The 17,411-nt window shown below is 64.6% G+C and carries 18 protein-coding genes; 5 read left to right on the plus strand and 13 right to left on the minus strand.

Annotation, left to right across the window (positions count from 1 at the left end; all coding sequences use genetic code 11):
• Nucleotides 1-50 precede the first annotated feature (50 nt).
• The 4 genes from ykgO to AB843_RS00110 form a co-directional block, all read right to left on the minus strand.
• Nucleotides 51-176, minus strand: a complete 126-nt coding sequence (gene ykgO, locus AB843_RS00095; RefSeq protein WP_009452263.1) for a type B 50S ribosomal protein L36 — start codon at nt 174-176, stop codon at nt 51-53.
• A gap of 190 nt (nt 177-366) precedes the next feature.
• On the minus strand, nt 367-1,446 hold the full coding sequence (locus AB843_RS00100) for a 5-(carboxyamino)imidazole ribonucleotide synthase (RefSeq protein ID WP_048644763.1): 1,080 nt from the start codon (nt 1,444-1,446) through the stop codon (nt 367-369).
• Nucleotides 1,447-1,448: 2 nt separating this feature from the next.
• Nucleotides 1,449-1,940 carry a 5-(carboxyamino)imidazole ribonucleotide mutase gene (gene purE / locus AB843_RS00105; protein ID WP_048644764.1) on the minus strand — a complete coding sequence of 164 codons (492 nt, stop codon included), beginning with the start codon at nt 1,938-1,940 and terminating at the stop codon, nt 1,449-1,451.
• Nucleotides 1,941-2,124: 184 nt separating this feature from the next.
• Nucleotides 2,125-2,328 (minus strand): YdcH family protein, encoded by a 204-nt coding sequence (locus tag AB843_RS00110; protein ID WP_040677569.1) that lies wholly within the window; start codon nt 2,326-2,328, stop codon nt 2,125-2,127.
• A 236-nt stretch (nt 2,329-2,564) separates the two neighbouring features.
• On the opposite strand from AB843_RS00110, the gene AB843_RS00115 reads away from it, so the two are divergent.
• Nucleotides 2,565-2,744, plus strand: coding sequence for a YdcH family protein (locus tag AB843_RS00115; RefSeq protein WP_048645153.1), 180 nt, complete (start codon nt 2,565-2,567; stop codon nt 2,742-2,744).
• A gap of 243 nt (nt 2,745-2,987) precedes the next feature.
• Here the strand turns inward: AB843_RS00115 and AB843_RS00120 are convergent, their stop codons facing one another.
• Both AB843_RS00120 and AB843_RS00125 read right to left on the minus strand, forming a co-directional pair.
• The gene (locus AB843_RS00120) at nt 2,988-4,247 is read right to left on the minus strand and encodes an MFS transporter (protein WP_048644765.1); all 1,260 of its coding nucleotides are present in this window, start codon (nt 4,245-4,247) and stop codon (nt 2,988-2,990) included.
• A 208-nt stretch (nt 4,248-4,455) separates the two neighbouring features.
• Nucleotides 4,456-4,650, minus strand: a complete 195-nt coding sequence (locus AB843_RS00125) for a DUF1192 domain-containing protein (protein WP_048644766.1) — start codon at nt 4,648-4,650, stop codon at nt 4,456-4,458.
• 145 nt (nt 4,651-4,795) lie between these two features.
• Here AB843_RS00125 and AB843_RS00130 point away from each other — a divergent pair, with 145 nt between their 5' ends.
• A complete protein-coding gene (locus AB843_RS00130) occupies nt 4,796-5,803 on the plus strand; it encodes an NAD(P)H-quinone oxidoreductase (protein ID WP_206412739.1) in 1,008 nt (335 codons plus the stop codon).
• A gap of 79 nt (nt 5,804-5,882) precedes the next feature.
• On the opposite strand, the gene AB843_RS00135 is transcribed toward AB843_RS00130, so the two are convergent.
• Nucleotides 5,883-8,081 carry an esterase-like activity of phytase family protein gene (locus AB843_RS00135; RefSeq protein ID WP_048644767.1) on the minus strand — a complete coding sequence of 733 codons (2,199 nt, stop codon included), beginning with the start codon at nt 8,079-8,081 and terminating at the stop codon, nt 5,883-5,885.
• 326 nt (nt 8,082-8,407) lie between these two features.
• On the opposite strand from AB843_RS00135, the gene AB843_RS00140 reads away from it, so the two are divergent.
• A complete protein-coding gene (locus AB843_RS00140; protein ID WP_048644768.1) occupies nt 8,408-9,106 on the plus strand; it encodes a DUF1013 domain-containing protein in 699 nt (232 codons plus the stop codon).
• A gap of 16 nt (nt 9,107-9,122) precedes the next feature.
• Here AB843_RS00140 and AB843_RS00145 read toward each other — a convergent pair whose 3' ends face one another.
• The 4 genes from AB843_RS00145 to AB843_RS00160 form a co-directional block, all read right to left on the minus strand.
• Complete coding sequence (locus AB843_RS00145) at nt 9,123-9,833, minus strand: helix-turn-helix transcriptional regulator (RefSeq protein WP_048644769.1); 711 nt, start codon at nt 9,831-9,833, stop codon at nt 9,123-9,125.
• Nucleotides 9,834-9,845: 12 nt separating this feature from the next.
• On the minus strand, nt 9,846-10,220 hold the full coding sequence (locus AB843_RS00150; protein ID WP_048645155.1) for a VOC family protein: 375 nt from the start codon (nt 10,218-10,220) through the stop codon (nt 9,846-9,848).
• A 614-nt stretch (nt 10,221-10,834) separates the two neighbouring features.
• Nucleotides 10,835-11,629: an SDR family NAD(P)-dependent oxidoreductase gene (locus AB843_RS00155; protein WP_048644770.1), complete on the minus strand. Its 795-nt coding sequence runs from the start codon at nt 11,627-11,629 to the stop codon at nt 10,835-10,837.
• A gap of 293 nt (nt 11,630-11,922) precedes the next feature.
• Nucleotides 11,923-13,821: a propionyl-CoA synthetase gene (locus tag AB843_RS00160; RefSeq protein WP_048644771.1), complete on the minus strand. Its 1,899-nt coding sequence runs from the start codon at nt 13,819-13,821 to the stop codon at nt 11,923-11,925.
• A 152-nt stretch (nt 13,822-13,973) separates the two neighbouring features.
• Here AB843_RS00160 and AB843_RS25880 point away from each other — a divergent pair, with 152 nt between their 5' ends.
• Both AB843_RS25880 and AB843_RS00165 read left to right on the plus strand, forming a co-directional pair.
• Entirely contained in the window at nt 13,974-14,135 is a 162-nt protein-coding gene (locus AB843_RS25880) for a hypothetical protein (RefSeq protein WP_087587005.1), read from the plus strand.
• Between the two features lie 349 nt (nt 14,136-14,484).
• Complete coding sequence (locus AB843_RS00165) at nt 14,485-14,805, plus strand: hypothetical protein (RefSeq protein WP_157384394.1); 321 nt, start codon at nt 14,485-14,487, stop codon at nt 14,803-14,805.
• A gap of 195 nt (nt 14,806-15,000) precedes the next feature.
• Here AB843_RS00165 and AB843_RS00170 read toward each other — a convergent pair whose 3' ends face one another.
• Nucleotides 15,001-16,023 (minus strand): class I fructose-bisphosphate aldolase, encoded by a 1,023-nt coding sequence (locus tag AB843_RS00170; protein ID WP_048644773.1) that lies wholly within the window; start codon nt 16,021-16,023, stop codon nt 15,001-15,003.
• Nucleotides 16,024-16,133: 110 nt separating this feature from the next.
• Nucleotides 16,134-17,351: a phosphoglycerate kinase gene (locus AB843_RS00175; RefSeq protein ID WP_048644774.1), complete on the minus strand. Its 1,218-nt coding sequence runs from the start codon at nt 17,349-17,351 to the stop codon at nt 16,134-16,136.
• Nucleotides 17,352-17,411 lie beyond the last annotated feature (60 nt).

The raw sequence follows: 17,411 nt of genomic DNA on the forward strand, positions 1-17,411 counted from the left end.
TGAATTTCGCGTGAACCGCGCACGCCCGAGAAAACGGGCATGCCTGAGGATCAGCCCTGGCGCGCCTTGAAGCGCGGGTTGGACTTGTTGATGATGTAGATGCGGCCCTTGCGGCGGACCAGGCGGTTTTCCCGGTGGCGGGTCTTCAGCGCCTTGAGCGAATTCTTGATCTTCATCGGTCTTGTCCGTGATTGGGCCTCGCGGCCCGGAATGTGATTGAGCCTCGCGGCCCGGAAATGGCAAGGCGCGCTATCTCTGCGCGCCATAAGTTGCCCGGCTCATAGACGAGGATGCTTGTCCGTGTCAACCTTTTGCACCGCCTCTATTGCTCTGAAAGCAGGGTTGGCGGGCAGCACGGCGGTCTCCTCACCTGCTCGTAAGGCGGGTGAAGTGACCCATTTTGCGGCCCGGCCTTATCTCGGGCTTGCCGTAGAGATGAAGAACCAGGTTCGGCTCGCGCAGAAGCTGCGGTGCGCGCAGAACCTCGTCGCCGACCAGGTTCTCCATGACGCAGTCCGAGTGGCGCCGGGGATTGCCGAGCGGCAGTCCAGAGACAGCCCTGACGTGCTGCTCGAACTGGGAAATGGCGCAGGCCGCCTCCGTCCAGTGTCCGGAATTGTGCACGCGCGGCGCGATCTCGTTGACCAGCACCTTGCCGTTCTCGAGGACGAAGAACTCGACGCCGATCACGCCGACATAATCCAACGCGGCCAGAATGTCGGCTGCGGCCTGCCGGACAGCTTCAGACGTCTGCTGGCCAATCGCGGCCGGCACGGTCGAACTGTGCAGGATGCCGTTCCGGTGCCGGTTTTCCACCGGGTCGTAGACGGAAGTGGCGCCATCGTGTGTGCGCGCGGCGATCACCGACACCTCCCGCTCGAAGGGCACGAGCGCCTCGAGGATCAGCGGCACCGCGCCCATCGCCTGATAGACGCCGTCGAGGCTTGCAGGCGTCCCGGCGCGGAAGACGCTCTGTCCCTTGCCGTCATAGCCGAGGCGGCGCGTTTTCAGGACGCCGCTGCCGGCGAAGCGCCGCAGGCCGCTGCGCAAATCGTCGTCGCTATCCACAGAAACGAACGGGGCTGTGGATATCCCGGCCGAATTCAGGAAAATCTTCTCGGCGAGACGATCCTGGGCGATCTCCAGCGCATCGGGGGGCGGAAAGACGGGAAGCAGCTCGGCAAGCATCCGTGTCGTGGCGACCGGAACGTTCTCGAACTCATAGGTGACCACAGCACACAGGGACAGGAGCCGGCGCAGGGCGGCCGCGTCGTCAAACGCGGCGTTGATGAATGTGTCGGCGACCTGCGCTGCCGGGCTGTCTTCGGCCGGGTCGAGAACGACGGTGTGGTAACCCAGCCTGGCGGCGGCCATCGCCAGCATCCGGCCAAGCTGGCCGCCGCCGAGAATCCCGATCGTCGCGCCGGGCGGAAGAGCGGTTTCCATGGTCAATCCACCGGGTACTCGGCCACTTGCGCGGTTTGCGCGGCGCGCCATGCATCCAGGCGTTCGGCCAGCACTTCATCGTGCAGGGCGAGGACTGCGGCGGAAAGAAGCGCTGCGTTGACGGCACCGGGCCGGCCGATGGCCAGCGTGCCGACGGGGATGCCGGCCGGCATCTGGACGATCGAGAGAAGCGAATCCTGGCCGGAGAGCGCCTTCGATTCGACCGGCACGCCGAAAACCGGAAGCGGGGTCAGGGCGGCGGTCATGCCCGGCAGATGCGCCGCGCCGCCGGCCCCGGCGATGATGGTCTTGAAACCCTCGTCGCGGGCGCCGCGGGCAAAATCATAAAGGCGTTCCGGGGTGCGGTGCGCCGAGACGATCAGGGCCTCGTATTCTATGCCGAGCGCGTCGAGCGTATCGGCCGCGTGCCGCATCGTCGCCCAATCGGACTGGCTTCCCATGATGATCGCCACCGGCGCGGATCGCTCAACCATGCAGTTCCCCAATCCCTGGCGCCGTTCTCCGCTGGCCGAAGGCTCAACGGCGCTGATTTCTCGTGCAGCACATGCATGCGGATGCCAGACATTCCCGCCAGACGTTCCCGGGAGCAGCGTGTAGTCAAAAGCGTCCTTCGCCGCAAGGCTGACGGGTCGCCGGCGCGCTCCGCAAAACCGCGAATCAGGCGATGATGTCGGGAATGATACGGTCTTCCAGCTCTTGCAGGCGGTCCTTCAGGGCCAGCTTCTTCTTCTTCATGCGCTGGATGCGCAGTGGATCGCACGCGGTGGCGATCATTGCCTCAATTGCGGCATCGAAATCCGCGTGGTCCTGTTTCAGGCGTGCGAATTCAAGTCGAATCTCGGCCTGTTCCTGTTCCGATATCACCACGGTCAGCTGGTCCATGAATGTGCCATTCCGGCGCAAAACGCCCTGTCGAATGCGCTGCCGAACATGCCAGGCAGCACTGCTACCGATAGCATATTCACGCGGCTCGGGAAATCCTACCAGCTTCTATTCGACAAGCCACAATTGCGGTGGCAGACTGTCTTTCGCCGCCGGGAGAACTGGGCGGGTCCCGGTCCCGGCGCGTATTCGAGGAAGCGAAGGAGATCCAAATCATGTCTCTTGAATCCCATCTTGCGGAGTTGAAGCGCAAACATGGTGAATTGGAGCGCGAGCTAGACGACGCCAAGCTGCACCCGTCAGTCGACGAATCCGATATCGCTCTACTCAAGCGGCGCAAGCTGGCCATCAAGGACGAGATGGAGAAGCTCAGGGCGGGCTGGACCCGTCACTAGATCACGATGATTTTGGATTGAATCAATCCAAAATCATAAACGTGATCGCTCTCGATAAGTTAGAGCGGGATGCGGGCGGAAAACCGCTTCACACTTTTCCTCATCCCGCTCTTGGAGCGCCGTGCGTCCATTCGGGCGCACAATGAAATGGCAATTCCGTAGCGCAGGCGCGTTGGCGCCCGCGCTATCCATTCAACCATTTGTTTGACGCATCGACGCAAGGCCGGATGACCACGCCCGATCCTATTCGACCGGTTCGGCCTCGACCTCGCCGTCGCTGCGTGGATCGAGCACCGCGGCTTGCGGTGTCGCGGCGCGCTCCGACGGCAGGGTCTTGAACGCCTCGCGGTCCTCGACCGGCACCGGGGCACGGCGCGTGATGCGCAGCAGCGTGTAGGCGCCCAGCGCGAAATGCGCCAGCGCGGTGGTCAGGAACAGGCTTTCCGGGCGCATCCACTCCATCAGCACGCCGCCGAGGAGCGGCCCGAGCATGGTTCCGAAGCCGTAGAGGAACAGGAGGCCGCTCGACACCTTGACGAAGTCCTGCGAGGCGGCATGGTCGTTGGCGTGGGCGACGATGATCGAATAGAGCGTGTAGGCAAAAGCGCCGTAGACGGCCGTCATGGCGATGACGAAAGCGCCGTTGCGCGGCGCGGTCAGGAGAATGAGCAGGCCGATCACGCCGGAGCCGAAGGCGGCGGCGGCGATGACGAAACGGCGGTCGATCCGGTCGGAGATGCGCCCGGCCGGCAACTGGAAGGCGGCTCCCGCCAACACGGCAAGGCTCATCATCGTGGCGATCTGCAGGGTCGAGATGCCGATCTCCCCGCCATAGACGGCGCCGAGCGTGCCCCAGGCGCCATTTGCCATGCCGATCAGCACGCAGCCGATGAAGGCCACCGGCGAGTTTGCGTAAAGCCCCTTCAGGTCGAGGGAGACCTCGGCCAGCGGTTGCGGCGTGACCGCCTTGGAAACCGCCGTGGGGATGAGCGCCAGGCAAAACAGGATGCCGGTCGTCATGAACAGCATGGTGTTCGACACGTCGCCGAAAGCCACCATCATCTGGCCCGTGGTCAGCGCGGCGTAGGTGACCATCATGTAGATGCCGAACACCGTCCCGCGGTTTTCATTGGTCGATTTTTCGTTCAGCCAGCTTTCGATCACCATGAAGGCGCCGGCCATGACGAAGCCGGTGAAGACGCGCAGCAGCACCCAGCCGATGGAATCGATCCACATGCCGCTGAGCAGCGCGACGATGGCGCCCAGCGCGGCGAAGGCGCCGAAGGCGCGGACATGACCGGCGCGGCGCACCAGGCGCGGACCGAGAAAGCAGCCGGCGACGAAGCCGATGGCCCAGGCCGTGCCGAGCGCGCCCAGCGCGGCGGTCGGGAAACCTTCCGCCTGGCCACGCAGCGGCAGCAGAAGCCCGTGCAGTCCCGATGCGGTCAAGAGAAACGCGGTTCCGCAAAGAAGCGCGACGATGGAGCCGAGGGGAGACAGCATGGGTATGATCCGCGTGGTGGTTGCTTTTCAGCCTGTGGCCGGCCGGCGGTTGTTCAGGGTCGCCTTCACCTTCATTCGTGGCTCAAGCATGATCTTGTCAGACGTCGAAGTATCATTCGACCGATGAATCGCACTATGGGCAAACAAGCAACGCATCAGCATCGCAAATCCGCCACCAAACGACTCGATTGCGCTGGCGGTGCGGGTTCTACACGCGGCGAAACAACGCTTCGGCGGCGTTCTTGGTTGCGCCCTTGCTGGCGATCTCCTGTTCCAATCGGGTGATCTCGCCCTTCATCTGCGCGATGCGGCTGTGCAGTTCCTCCACGGAGAGGAGGGACAGGTCCTGGCCGATCTGGTGGCCGGTCTTGGGCTTTGCTCCATCTTCGTCGAAGATGCTCATGGCGTTTCTCCCGTTGCCTCCCACCCGCAAGACGATACATAACCGACAGTCAGATCGGCGCGGGCCCGTGCAATGTGGCCCCGTTCCCACCAACTCCCGTCCGGTGATCGTGCAGCGCGGCGGGCATCAAATCAACAGGGGCATCATGAATCAAAAAGCGCTTCCCGAGAAGATGACCGCCGTGGCGATCAGCGAACCCGGCGGGCCGATGGCCCTGAAACCGGAGCAGAGACCCCTGCCTCAACCCGGTGAAGGCGAGATCCTGATCAAGGTGCGCGCCGCCGGCGTCAACCGGCCGGACGTGATCCAGCGCAAGGGGCTCTATCCGCCGCCGCCCGGCGCCTCGGACCTGCCCGGGCTGGAGGCGGCGGGCGAGGTGGTCATGGTCGGCGAGGGGGTCAGGCGCTGGCACGTGGGCGACCGGGTGACGGCGCTGACGCCCGGCGGCGGCTATGCCGAATATTGCCTGACGCATGAAACCAACGCCCTGCCCGTGCCGCACGGCTTCACCTTCACCGAGGCGGCGGCCATTCCGGAAACCTTCTTCACTGTCTGGCACAATGTGTTCCAGCGCGGCGGGCTGAAGGAGCGTGAGACGCTGCTCGTGCATGGCGGCTCGTCGGGCATCGGCACGGCGGCGATCCAGCTCGGCACGGCGCTCGGCGCGCGGGTGATCGCCACGGCCGGTTCGGCGGAGAAATGCGCTGCCTGCACGGCGCTTGGCGCGGTGCGCGCCATCAATTACCGCGAGGAGGATTTCGTCCAGGCGGTCAGGGACGAGACGGAGGGCAACGGCGCCGACGTCATCCTCGACATGATCGGCGGCGATTACATCGACCGCAACTATGCGGCGGCGGCAATGGACGGGCGCATCGTGCAGATCGCCTTTCTCAACGGCGCCAAGGCGACGGCGGATTTCTCGCAGGTGATGCGCAAGCGGCTGACCCATACGGGCTCCACCCTCAGGCCGCGTTCGGTGGCGTTCAAGGGGCGGATCGCCACCGAGCTCGAGGCGCATATCTGGCCGCTCCTGGCGGCGCGCAAGATCGCCCCGGTGATGGACATGATCTTTCCGCTGAAGGAAGCCTGGCGGGCGCACGAGCGCATGGAAGACGGAGCGCATATCGGCAAGATCGTTCTCGACGTTTCCTGAATGGGAAAACATTGGTCCTGAATGTGAAAACCCCGGCCTCGGTGAAGCCGGGGTTTTCCGCCTTGGGAGGCTTACGGGATCAATTCAGCGCGTCGAGCTTGCCGAGATTGACGAAGATGGTCTCGCCAGATGAATCGTCGACGCCATCATTGTCGGTGACGAAATAGGCCGTCCCGTCGGCGTCGATGGCGAAGCCTTCGACCTTGTCGAGGACATAGCCAGTGGTCGCCGATTTCATGTCGGGAAGGATGTCGCGCACCAGCGTCTTCTCCACCACCGGCAGGTCGGAGCCGAGTGCTGCCGGCTTGAAACCGTCGAGCGACACGGCGTAGAGCTTCTTGATCTTCGCCGCCGCGCCGATCTGGTTGTCGCGCTCGACGATGTAGAGCTTGCCGTTGCGCGCGGTGATTTCCGACAGGCCGACCCAGCCCTTCTCGCCGGCGTCGAGCGGATAGCGCACGGCCGACCACTCCTTGGTCGCGGGCTTGTAGGCGACCAGTTTCACCTGGCCCTTCGGGTCGTCCTTCCATTCGCGCTGGATGGCCATCACCAGCATCTGGTCGTCGCCTTCGCCGACCGTGGTGACGCCTTCCATGCCGAAACGGAGCTCGTTGGCCAGGAGCTCGGCCGGGAAGGCAATCTCCTTCCTGATGCGGCCGTCGCCGTCCACATGAAACAGCGCATGCGGGGTCAGCTTGTCGCTGTTGCCTTCCGAGGCCAGCCAGAAACCGCCCTTGCCGTCGGCGGCGATGCCTTCGAGGTCGAGCTTCTGGGCGGCAGCGCCGCCGCGCGTGACGACGATCTTGCGGGTGATCCGCGCCGGCGTCTGCGTCGCGTCGATGGCGAAGATGGCCGGCTGGCTGCCGTAGAAGGAGTCCGAGACGGCATAGAGCATGCCGGGCTTCTCCGGGTCGGCGGCAAGTCCCGACAGGGCGCCCCAGCCGATCGGTACGCCGGCATCGTCGTTGACCGAGACGATGGTCGGATAGACCGCCGCGCCTTCGCCAAGCTCGTAAACCATGACATGCGAACGGGCGCCGCCATCTTCCACCAGGTCGGCTTCATTGGCCGTTACCAGCAGGTTGCGCGCAGGGATGGCGACCAGGCCTTCCGGGCCGATGCCCGAGGGCAGCAGCTGAACGAATTCGGGCGCTGCGCCCGTGTCGCGATAGACGGCGATGAGCGAGGCGCGCTCGAGGGTGACGAAGATGTAGCGCGTGTCGCCGAAGGTGGCGACCTCCAGGCCTTCGGGCTCGACGCCCTTGGCGTCGGAACGCTTGTCCGGGTAGTGACCGACGGCCGCGGCGCGGTGCTCGAGGTCGGCGCCCGAATCGAACAGCATCTCGCCCTTCTTGTTGAAGATTGAGAAGCTGCGCGAGCCACCCTCGTAGTCGCCTTCATTGGCAGTGACGAAGCGGTCGTTGTCGAGCCATTTCACGGCATCCGGCTCACGTTTCAGGTCGCGCGCCTGCTGGCTGAAATCGAGCGCGCCATCGTCCAGCGTGTCGATCTTGTCCTGGTTGACCGTGCCGGCGGAGAAATGACTGATCACATCACCCGTCTCGGCGGAGACGATGGCGATGTGGTTGTTCTCCTGCAGGGTGACGACGATTTCGCCGGCCTCGTTGAAGGCGACGAATTCGGGTTCCGGATCCTCCGGCGCAATTTCGGCGAGACCGGTCAGCGCGACCGTTTTCATGCTGCCGCAATCGGGAATGCCGTCGGCCAGGGTGAAGATCTTCAGGTCGCCGGCCGGCATTTGCGGGATGACGCCGTCGTTCAGGTCCTCGTCGCGTTCGTTCTCGATGGCGACGGCCAGGAAGCGCTCGTCGGCGCTGATGGCGACCGAATCGGGCTGTCCGGACAGGTCACAGGATTTTTCCGCCGTTTTCGTTGCCATGTCGATGACGACCAGATTGCCGGACGGCTTCACATAGCTTTCGGACGTGTTGACCGCGGCGATGGCCTTGCCGCCGACCACGCCGACCGAAGTCGGCTCACCGTCGAGCAACAGCGCGCCGCCGGCCTTGGGCGCCTTGGGGTCGGTGATGTCGATAAAGCCGACGCCGCCCAGCGGGCTGTCGGAGTAGACCAGCGTCTTGCCGTCAGGGCTTGCGGCGATGATTTCGGAAGAGGTCACGGTTGCCGGATCGGCATCGGCCGGCAGGTTCTCGGCCACCGGAAAGGTGGCGATGCGGTTGAACGCCATCTCGGCATGCGCCGGCACGATGGCCGCCGCGCTGAACAGCAGGCTGAAGAAAAAAGTTCGGTGTCCCATGTGGCAAGCTCCCTCGCGGCCCCGCAGCGCCGTGTGCCCGACCGGACACGCTCGAACGCCGCCTACAGATGAACCCGCGCATCGCGCTCCCTTAGAAACCCAGTTTCGTTCTGGGGTCGATGCGCCGGAGGCGGCACCATCGGGAGCATGCGTTTCAAACGAATGACGCTTTGATGACAGTCGGGTGACAGTCCCCAAAAGCGGGCCCGCGCATTTTGTTGCGTCGCGGGTCGGTTTGAGTCTATAAAGCGCCCATATTCCCAACATCGGTGGCAATGACCACCGCCCGCGCTAGGGACGCGGGCGAAGGAAGAGGATTCATATCTATGGCCAACACGCTTCTCATGCCCAAGGCCACCGCTGTGTGGCTGGTCGACAATACGGCGCTGACCTTCGAGCAAATCGCCGAATTCTGCAGGCTTCATCCGCTCGAAGTGGGCGCCATCGCCGATGGCGACGCGGCGCAGGGCATCAAGGGCATGGACCCGGTGATGACCGGCCAGCTGACGCGCGAGGAGATCGCCCGCGGCGAGGGCAATCCGAACCACAAGCTGAAATTGTCGGAACCGAAGGTGCGGGTGCCGGAGACCAAGCGCAAGGGACCACGCTACACGCCGCTGTCGAAGCGCCAGGACCGGCCGAACGCCATTCTGTGGCTGGTGCGCAACCATCCCGAGCTGAAGGACGCGCAGATTTCGCGCCTGGTCGGCACGACCAAGTCGACCATCGAGCAGATCCGCGACCGCAGCCATTGGAACTCGGCCAACCTGGTGCCGATGGACCCGGTGACGCTCGGCCTGTGCTCGCAGATCGATCTCGACCTCGAAGTGCAGCGCGCCGCGCGCTATGCGCCGGCGGCGCCGGCCGGCGACACGCTGTTGCCCGCCGCGCAGACCGAAGGCCTGTCACTGGACAGTGCTGACGGTCCTGAGACGGCTCCGGAAGACAGGGAACTCGATGCCGACGCCGTCTTCGCCAAGCTGTCGTCGCTGAGATCGAAGGATGAGGACGAAGACGAGGAATAGCTCGCCTTCGTCCGAATCAGCTCGCGTAAGCCTTGCCGATCATCGCCTCGTGCATTTCCATGCGGCGGTAGAAATCGGCGAGCTGCTTGCCGCGCTCGGGGCGGAAGGTGCGCCCCACCGCGGTGATGGTCGCGATGCGGTCGATGCGGAAGGTGCGGAAATCACCGCGCAACTCGCACCAGGCGACCAGCGTCCAGACCTTGCCCCAGAACCATAGGCCAAGCGGCCGGACATCGCGTTCCGAGCCGCGGCCGCCCTCGTCGCGATAGTCGAGACGCAGCACGTCGCGCGCCTCGACGGCACGCTCAAGCGCGTCGATCGTTTGCCGGTCCATGTCGCTGACAACCCAGCGCGGCGAATGGATCTCGGTGCGGGCGATGCGGTCGCGCTCCGGCTCGGGCAGGACGGTGCCGATCTTGATCAGCGCCTCCTCGGCCGCCCGCGCCATGGCCGCGCCGCCAAAGGCGCGGACCATGCGTCCGCCAGCCACCAACGCGACGATCTCGTCGCGGGTGAACATCAGCGGCGGCAGCTCGAAGCCTTCGCGCATCAGGTAGCCGACACCGGCCTCGCCGTCGATGGGCACGCCGGTCGACTGCAGGTCGGCAATGTCGCGATAGATCGTGCGCTCGGATACTTCGAGACGCTCGCTCAACAGGCGCGCGGTCACAAGGCGTCCACCACGCAAATGCTGGACAATCTGAAAAAGTCGGTCAGCGCGGCGCATGAATTACTTTCCTCACGCAAATATTCCGAAGCTGTTTCCATCGGGGTCGAGACAATACACGAAACGGCCGGCAGGAATAGTGATTATGGGAGAGACCAATTCGCCGCCATTGTCGGTGACGCGCTGCATGGCGTCTTCCAGCGGTTCGGCAACGGAAAGATGGACCGTCGGGCCGGTGCCTCGGGGCGCCGGCTTGCCGGGATAGATGTGGCCGGCGATGGCGCTTTTCGGCTCACGGGCGGCAAACACGGCAAACGGGTTCGGGCCATCTTCCTCAAGCTGCAACTCGTTCTGCACGACGGCTGCATAGAAGGCGCGCGCGCGATCCATGTCGGTCACCGGGATCTCAGCCCAGACGACGGCATTCAGCGGTAGAAAATCAGACATGTCAAAACCCTCCATTTGATGCCCTTACAGTGACACATGGCTCCTGACAGCATCCTGTCAGGAGCGATGGCGCGCGCGCTAAGCGATGCTTTAGCCGGCCAGATGGCTGCCGGCATGCGTGAGCCGTGGTCGCAGTTCGGGTTCAATGGAAGTCGGGTCGTGCCGGATGCCAACCGATATCGCGCTGCAGGGCAAGCGGCAGTTCGTTCAGGGTGCAGACGGTGATGGTGTGCCTGCGCTGCTTCCGCTTGTACTGGAGCCAGCGCTGGAACGCTGCTAGTGGTCTGACCCAAACAGATGGTACCCATCTGTTTGGAAAAGTCAGCCCACAAGCTATTGTGGTCTGGTGGGGCGATTTGTCCTGACAGATGGGTACCATCTGTCAGGATCGCACCACTAGTGCAACGCTTCAGTTGAAATGAAGGCTTCGCATTCATTTCAACTGAAGCAAAGTTGCCCTAGAATCAATAATTTAGTGGCCTGCTTGTCCCAGTCCAAACCTATCGGTTTGGCTGGGGCAGGACACTAGGACGTATTTATGCTTGGTGGTCATGTCGATTCGCCTCCTGATCGTGTCAGGAGGAGTATCCTCGGGCCGTGCTGACAGCGTGTTGTCAGGTGGTTTCCGGCTTCGGCTCGACCGTGTAGTTGAGGGGCAGGCGCCCGCCATCGGCATAGATGGTCTGGCCCGTCACATAGCTCGCATCGTCGGAGGCAAGGAAGGCGGCGATGGAGGCGATCTCCGACGGCTCGCCGATGCGCCCGAGCGGCGTGCGCGACAGGAGACGGGCGCGCGAGGCCTGGTCCGTGTTCACACTGGTCAGCATGTCGGTCATGATCGAGCCGGGCCCGATGGCGTTGACCCGGATGCCGTAGGGCGCCAGCGCCAGCGCCATGACGCGGGTCAACTGGCTGACTCCGCCCTTCGATACGGTGTAGGCGAGCTGTTCGGGGATCGCCAGGATGGCGTTGACCGAGGACATGTTGATGATCGTGCCGGCCGCCTCGCCTTTCTCCACCTTCTCGACCATGTAGCGGGCGACCGCCTGGCTGGCGAGAAACGTGCCCTTCAGGTTCGTCTCCAGAACCTGGTCGAAATCTTCCTCGCGCAGATCGAGAAAGCCGGCGGCGTGGACGATGCCGGCGTTGTTGACGAGGATGTCGACATCACCGAAGGCGTCGATGGTCTCGGCGAGCAGATTGTGCACGTCGAGCCGTTTGCCGATGTCGGCCTTGACGAAACGGACGTCGCCCAGCTTCTGCAGATCGGGCAGCGCGCGCAGGCCCTTCTCCGCGTCGATGTCGGCGGTCATGACCCTGACGCCCTGGCGCAGGAAGCGCTCGGCGATGGCGTAGCCGATGCCGCCGGCCGCCCCTGTCACGATGGCTGTCTTTCCGTCCAGTGCCATGGTCTTGTCCTCATGCCGAAACCGGCTGGACCCTGCGACGGCGGGCGTTGAAGGTCAAGCGAAGGGGCGTGTTTGTCCAGGGCAATCGGGTGAACCCGATTGCCCTTACTTTTATTGCTGCCTCAAACGCCGGCGGTCGCATCCGCGACCTTGGCTTCACGCGCCAAAAGGCGCGACGGCCAGTCGGCCTTGCCATTTTCGCTTCACGAAAATGGTTTCCACAGATCGCGCCGAGCAGCAAAAAGGGCTTTTTCCTACACCCGATTGCCCTGCGTGTTTGTCATGGGACGAGCTCAGTCCTTCGGCTTTTCCAGCGCTTCGGCGATCTCATCCAGGATCAGTGGATCGTCGATGGTCGCCGGCATGGTCCATTCCTCGTGGTCGGCGATCTTCTGCATGGTGGCGCGCAGGATCTTGCCGGAGCGCGTTTTCGGCAGGCGCTTGACCGGCACGACGCGCTTGAAGGCGGCGACCGGGCCGATGCGTTCGCGCACCATGGCGATCAGCTCCTTCTCGATGGTGGCGATGTCGGCGGCCTTGCCGTTAAGGACGACGAAACCGCACGGCACCTGGCCCTTCAGCGCATCGGCGATGCCGATCACGGCGCATTCGGCGACGGCCGGGTGCTCGGCCACCACCTCCTCCATGCCGCCGGTCGACAGCCGATGGCCGGCGACGTTGATGATGTCGTCCGTGCGCGACATGATGAACAGATAGCCGTCCGCGTCGATCAGGCCGGCATCGGCGGTCTTGTAATAGCCCGGAAACTCATGGAGATAGGCTTCCTCGAAGCGCTTGTCGTCGTTCCAAAGGGTCGGCAGGGAGCCCGGCGCCAGCGGCAGCCTGACCACCACATTGCCGAGCTTGCCCGCCGCGACGGCGTGGCCGGCATCGTCCAGCACCTGCACGTCGTAGCCGGGCATCGGCAGGCCGGGCGAACCGTATTTGACCGGCAGCATGCCCAGCCCGACCGGGTTCTGGCTGATCGGCGCGCCGGTCTCGGTCTGCCACCAATGGTCGATCACCGGCACGCCCAGCGTGCGCTCGGCCCATTTCACCGTGTCCGGGTCGGCGCGCTCGCCGGCGAGGAACAGCGTGCGGAAGCGCGACAAATCATGCTGTGGCAGAAGCGCGGCCTCGGGATCGGCCGTGCGGATGGCGCGAAAGGCGGTCGGCGCGGTGAACAGCGCCGTAACCCGATGCTCGGCGATGACGCGCCAGAATGTCCCGGCATCGGGCGTGCCCACCGGCTTGCCCTCGAACAGAACCGTCGTACAGCCATGCAGGAGCGGCGCGTAGACGATGTAGGAATGGCCGACCACCCAGCCGACATCGGAGGCGGCCCAGAAGGTCTCGCCCGGCCGTATGCCGAACTCGTTGAACATCGACCATTTGAGCCGCACCATGTGGCCGCCATTGTCGCGCACCACGCCCTTCGGCCTGCCGGTCGTGCCGGAGGTGTAGAGGATATAGAGCGGATCGGTGGCCAGCACCGGCACGCAGGGCACGTCGCGCCCCTCCTGCCGGGCGGCGGCGACCAGGGCGGCGTAGTCATGATCGCGCCCCTCGACCAGATCGCAGCCCTGTTCCTCGCGCTGCAGGATCAAACAGTTTTGCGGTTTGGCGGCCGACAGGCGGATCGCCTCGTCGAGCAGCGGCTTGTAGGCGACGATGCGGCCGGGCTCCAGGCCGCAGGAGGCGGAGATGACGGCCTTGGGAGCCGCATCGTCTATGCGGGCGGCCAGTTCGCGCGCGGCGAAGCCGCCGAAGACGACCGAATGCACCGCGCCGATGCGCGCGCAGGCGAGCATGGCGAACACGGCTTCCGGCACCATCGGCATGTAGATGACGACGCGGTCGCCCCTGCCGACGCCGAGATCCTGGAGAACGGCGGCGAGCGCCGACACTTCGGCCTTCAGCGCGCCATAGGTGTAAGTCCGCTTTCGTCCGGTGATCGGGCTGTCGTAGATGAGGGCCGGCTGGTCCTTCCGCCCGCCCTCGGCATGCCTGTCCACCGCATTGAAACAGGTGTTGCAGGTGGCGCCTGGAAACCAGCGGCCATAGATGCCGGCACCGGCATCGAACACCCGGTCCCAGGGGCTGAACCAGTCGATCTCCGTCGCCGCTTCGGCCCAGAAGGCGTGCGGATCGTTCTGCCAGCTCCGATAGACCTCGCGGTAGCGTGACGCCATTCCGCCTCCTCCTGCGGTTCGTGCCCGTGTCGACCCATTGATAGCGGAACAGGCGCGGCGAGGTAAATCAGACTTGCGGTGGAGGCGGGTGCTTTGACAGGAGGCAGGGCGAGCAGGCACAAGGAGGCACCGTTCTCGTATTGGCTCCGCTCATGACGAAAATCCTGCTGCTGCTCATCCTGGCGATGATGGTCGTGCACCTCATCAAGCCGCTCGGCCTGCCCGGGCTCCGGAAGCGCAGCGATTTCTGGAAACTGGCGCTGGTGGCGCTCGGCGCCGTGTCGCTGACCATTCTGCTGCGCGGCGGCGTGTGAGGCCTTGAGGTCGGCAGGCGCCCGCGCGGCGGATCGAGCATGGGAAAACGACCTGCAAGCGCTGTTGACAGGCCGTTTCGAAATTTCTTGAAGCGCTAAAACGCGCCCGGGAGGCTTATATGGTATCTGATCACTCTTCGGTGATCATATCTGGTGCTTTCGGCATTCCATCATCATTTGTGAATCAGGCGGAGTGGCAGGCGCCACGACCGCCCGCAAACAGACCGGAATTCAAGAAAGGAGCGACGCGATGATGACGTCGGAACCGGCCTGTCCCGTTCCGGCGCTGCGGAGCTGAATCCACTTCTTCCTCGCCGGGACGGAACGGCGAAGGAGATGTGCGATGTTTATGAAGAAGATCATCAGAAATGCCGCTGCGATACTCGGCGCGGCGGTGATCGGTGTCGCCGGTGCGGCAAGCGCGCAGGCGCAGGTTAGGGCATGCGGGCCACGGCCGGAAATCGTCTTCTGGCTGGAAAGCCAGTTCCAGGAGCGGCAGGCCGGCTTCGGCCTGATCGACGACCGGGCCGTGATGGAGCTGTACACGTCGTCCAGCGGGAGCTGGACCTTGATCGTGACGGACCGCCTGAAACGAACCTGTTTCGTGGCATCCGGAAACTCCTGGGTCAACGTGCCGCCTCCCGCCACCCAGGCGCAAGCGGCACCCTGACCTTGGTCAGGTCCGTGGATCCTGCTGGATTGGCAGGCGATGGACTTTGAACTGCCGCGTCAAGCCGCGTGCCCGGGCTCGGGCGGCGGGGGTGTGAGGCCGTGAGACTGGCCGGCGCCCGCGCGGCGAACAGAGCATAGGAAAACGGCCCGCAAGCATCGCTCACGGGCCGTTGAAGTTTGAGACACTGGCCGATCAGGCGGCTTCGAGTTCTTTTTTCCACTCGCCGGTGGCGGCCAGGCTGTTCATCCGGGCGCGGTGCGTGAAAGCGCGTTGCGCGGCGGCGACGTTGTCCTTCTTGCCGCCCCAGGTTTTCAGCGCGGCTGCCTGCAGGGCGCGGCCATAGGAGAAGGTCAGCGCCCAGGGCAGGTCGAAATTGGCGTTCATGATCGACAGATGCGCCGTCGCCTCTTCATCCGACTGGCCGCCGGAGAGGAAGGCGATGCCCGGCACGGCGGCCGGCACGGTGGCCTTCAGGCAGCGCACCGTCTTCTCGGCCACTTCCTCGCGCGAAGCCTTGCGGGCGTTCTTGCCGTCGATGATCATGTTCGGCTTGAGGATCATGCCTTCCAGCGAGACACGGGCGTCGTAAAGCTCGTCGAACACGGTCTTCAGAACCCAGTTCGTCACCTCGTAGCAACGGTCGATCGTGTGATCGCCCGGCTGGCCGTCCATCAGCACTTCCGGCTCGACGATCGGCACGATGCCGGCTTCCTGGCAGAGCGCGGCGTAGCGGGCCAGCGCCTGGGCGTTCTGCTTGACGGCGCCCCAGCTCGGCAGGTCCTTCGAGATGGAGATGACACCGCGCCATTTGGCGAAACGCGCGCCCAGGCCGTGATACTCGGCCAGCCGTTCGCGCAGCCCGTCGAGACCCTCGGTGATGGTCTCGCCATCGAAGCCGGCCATCGGCTTGGCGCCGGCATCGACCTTGATGCCCGGCACGGCGCCCGCCGCCTTGATGATCTCGGCCAGCGGCGTGCCGTCGGCGGCCTTCTGGCGCAGCGTCTCGTCATAGAGGATGACGCCGGAGATGCAGTTCTTCATCGCGTCCTCGGCGCGGAACATCATCTCGCGATAGTCGCGGCGGCTGTCCGCCGTCGATTCCAGGCCGATCGTGTCGAAGCGCTTCTTGATGGTGCCGGAGCTTTCGTCCGCCGCCAGAATCCCCTGTCCGGGGGTCACCATTGCGGCTGCAATGTCCTCAAGCCGTTCGCTCATTTCAGGTCTCCTGTCTGTTCCTGACGGGGCGCATAGCAGATGGCGCAGTTAAACGGAATGTCGGCGGCGAAGTCCTAATCGATTGAAGTGACGGCCTGTTCACACTTTGCTTAACGGGCTGTCGCAAGCGCCTGGACACCAGGCAGGGTTTTGCCTTCCATCCATTCGAGAAAAGCACCGCCGGCGGTCGAGACATAGGAGAAGTCTTCGGCGACGCCGGCGTGGTTGAGCGCCGCCACCGTGTCGCCGCCGCCGGCGACCGAGACCAGCAGCCCCTCGGCGGTGCGGGCGGCGGCGTGTCTCGCCGCGGCCACCGTCGCCGCGTCGAAAGGCGCGATCTCGAAGGCGCCGAGGGGCCCGTTCCAGACCACGGTGTCGGCGCGGTCGAGCCATTCGTTGATCTTCTCGATGCTCTTCGGACCGACATCGAGGATCATGGCGTCGGCCGGCACCGCTTCAATCGCCACGATTTCGCTCTCGGTGCCTGCCTTGAATTCGCGTGCCACCACGGCGTCAACCGGCAGGATGATCGCGCAGCCGCTTTCCGCGGCCTCGATCATGATCTGCTTGGCGGTGGGCGCCAGATCGTGCTCGCACAGCGACTTGCCGACCTCGGTGCCGCGCGCGGCGAGGAAGGTGTTGGCCATGCCGCCGCCGATGACCAGCGCCTCGACCTTCTTGACCAGGTTCATCAACAGGTCGATCTTGGTCGACACCTTGGCGCCGCCGACAATGGCCAGCACCGGGCGGGCCGGCGCGCCGAGGCCTTTCTCAAGCGCTTGCAGCTCGGCCTGCATGGTGCGGCCGGCATAGGCCGGCAGGAGATGGGCCAGCCCCTCGGTGGAGGCATGCGCCCGATGAGCGGCGGAGAAGGCGTCGTTGACGTAGATGTCGCCATTGGCCGCCAGCGCCCTGGCGAAGTCCGGGTCGTTCGCTTCCTCGCCGGCATGGAAGCGCGTGTTTTCCAGAAGCAGGATATCGCCGTCGGCCATCTCGGTGACGGCTTGTGCCGCCACATCGCCGATGCAGTCGGCAGCGAAGTGGACGCGACGGTCGAGCGCCGTCTCGGCGGCGAAGGCGATCGGCTGGAGCGAGGCGGCCGGGTCGGGCTTGCCCTTGGGGCGGCCGAAATGGGCGAGCAGGATGACCTTGGCGCCCTTGTCGGAGAGTTCGGTCAGGGTTGGCGCGATGCGCTCGATGCGCGTCATGTCGCTGACCTCGCCGTCCTGCACGGGCACGTTCAGATCGACGCGGACGAGCACCCGCTTGCCGGCGATGTCGTTGAGATCGTCAAGGGTCTTGAAGCCTGGGGTCTTGAAGTCGGGCATGTCCCGCCGCTGCCTCCATAGGGTAAAAATCGTTGGCGACCATACAGTGCGCCGCGCTGG

The organism is Nitratireductor soli (assembly GCF_001050155.1).
GTDB lineage: Bacteria > Pseudomonadota > Alphaproteobacteria > Rhizobiales > Rhizobiaceae > Nitratireductor > Nitratireductor soli.

Coding starts and splice junctions, on each gene's coding strand:
- ykgO (WP_009452263.1), bottom strand. CDS start 176: ATGAAGATCAAGAATTCGCTCAAGGCGCTGAAGACCCGCCACCGGGAA.
- AB843_RS00100 (WP_048644763.1), bottom strand. CDS start 1,446: ATGGAAACCGCTCTTCCGCCCGGCGCGACGATCGGGATTCTCGGCGGC.
- purE (WP_048644764.1), bottom strand. CDS start 1,940: ATGGTTGAGCGATCCGCGCCGGTGGCGATCATCATGGGAAGCCAGTCC.
- AB843_RS00115 (WP_048645153.1), top strand. CDS start 2,565: ATGTCTCTTGAATCCCATCTTGCGGAGTTGAAGCGCAAACATGGTGAA.
- AB843_RS00120 (WP_048644765.1), bottom strand. CDS start 4,247: ATGCTGTCTCCCCTCGGCTCCATCGTCGCGCTTCTTTGCGGAACCGCG.
- AB843_RS00125 (WP_048644766.1), bottom strand. CDS start 4,650: ATGAGCATCTTCGACGAAGATGGAGCAAAGCCCAAGACCGGCCACCAG.
- AB843_RS00130 (WP_206412739.1), top strand. CDS start 4,796: ATGAATCAAAAAGCGCTTCCCGAGAAGATGACCGCCGTGGCGATCAGC.
- AB843_RS00135 (WP_048644767.1), bottom strand. CDS start 8,081: ATGGGACACCGAACTTTTTTCTTCAGCCTGCTGTTCAGCGCGGCGGCC.
- AB843_RS00140 (WP_048644768.1), top strand. CDS start 8,408: ATGGCCAACACGCTTCTCATGCCCAAGGCCACCGCTGTGTGGCTGGTC.
- AB843_RS00145 (WP_048644769.1), bottom strand. CDS start 9,833: ATGCGCCGCGCTGACCGACTTTTTCAGATTGTCCAGCATTTGCGTGGT.
- AB843_RS00150 (WP_048645155.1), bottom strand. CDS start 10,220: ATGTCTGATTTTCTACCGCTGAATGCCGTCGTCTGGGCTGAGATCCCG.
- AB843_RS00155 (WP_048644770.1), bottom strand. CDS start 11,629: ATGGCACTGGACGGAAAGACAGCCATCGTGACAGGGGCGGCCGGCGGC.
- AB843_RS00160 (WP_048644771.1), bottom strand. CDS start 13,821: ATGGCGTCACGCTACCGCGAGGTCTATCGGAGCTGGCAGAACGATCCG.
- AB843_RS25880 (WP_087587005.1), top strand. CDS start 13,974: ATGACGAAAATCCTGCTGCTGCTCATCCTGGCGATGATGGTCGTGCAC.
- AB843_RS00165 (WP_157384394.1), top strand. CDS start 14,485: ATGAAGAAGATCATCAGAAATGCCGCTGCGATACTCGGCGCGGCGGTG.
- AB843_RS00170 (WP_048644773.1), bottom strand. CDS start 16,023: ATGAGCGAACGGCTTGAGGACATTGCAGCCGCAATGGTGACCCCCGGA.
- AB843_RS00175 (WP_048644774.1), bottom strand. CDS start 17,351: ATGCCCGACTTCAAGACCCCAGGCTTCAAGACCCTTGACGATCTCAAC.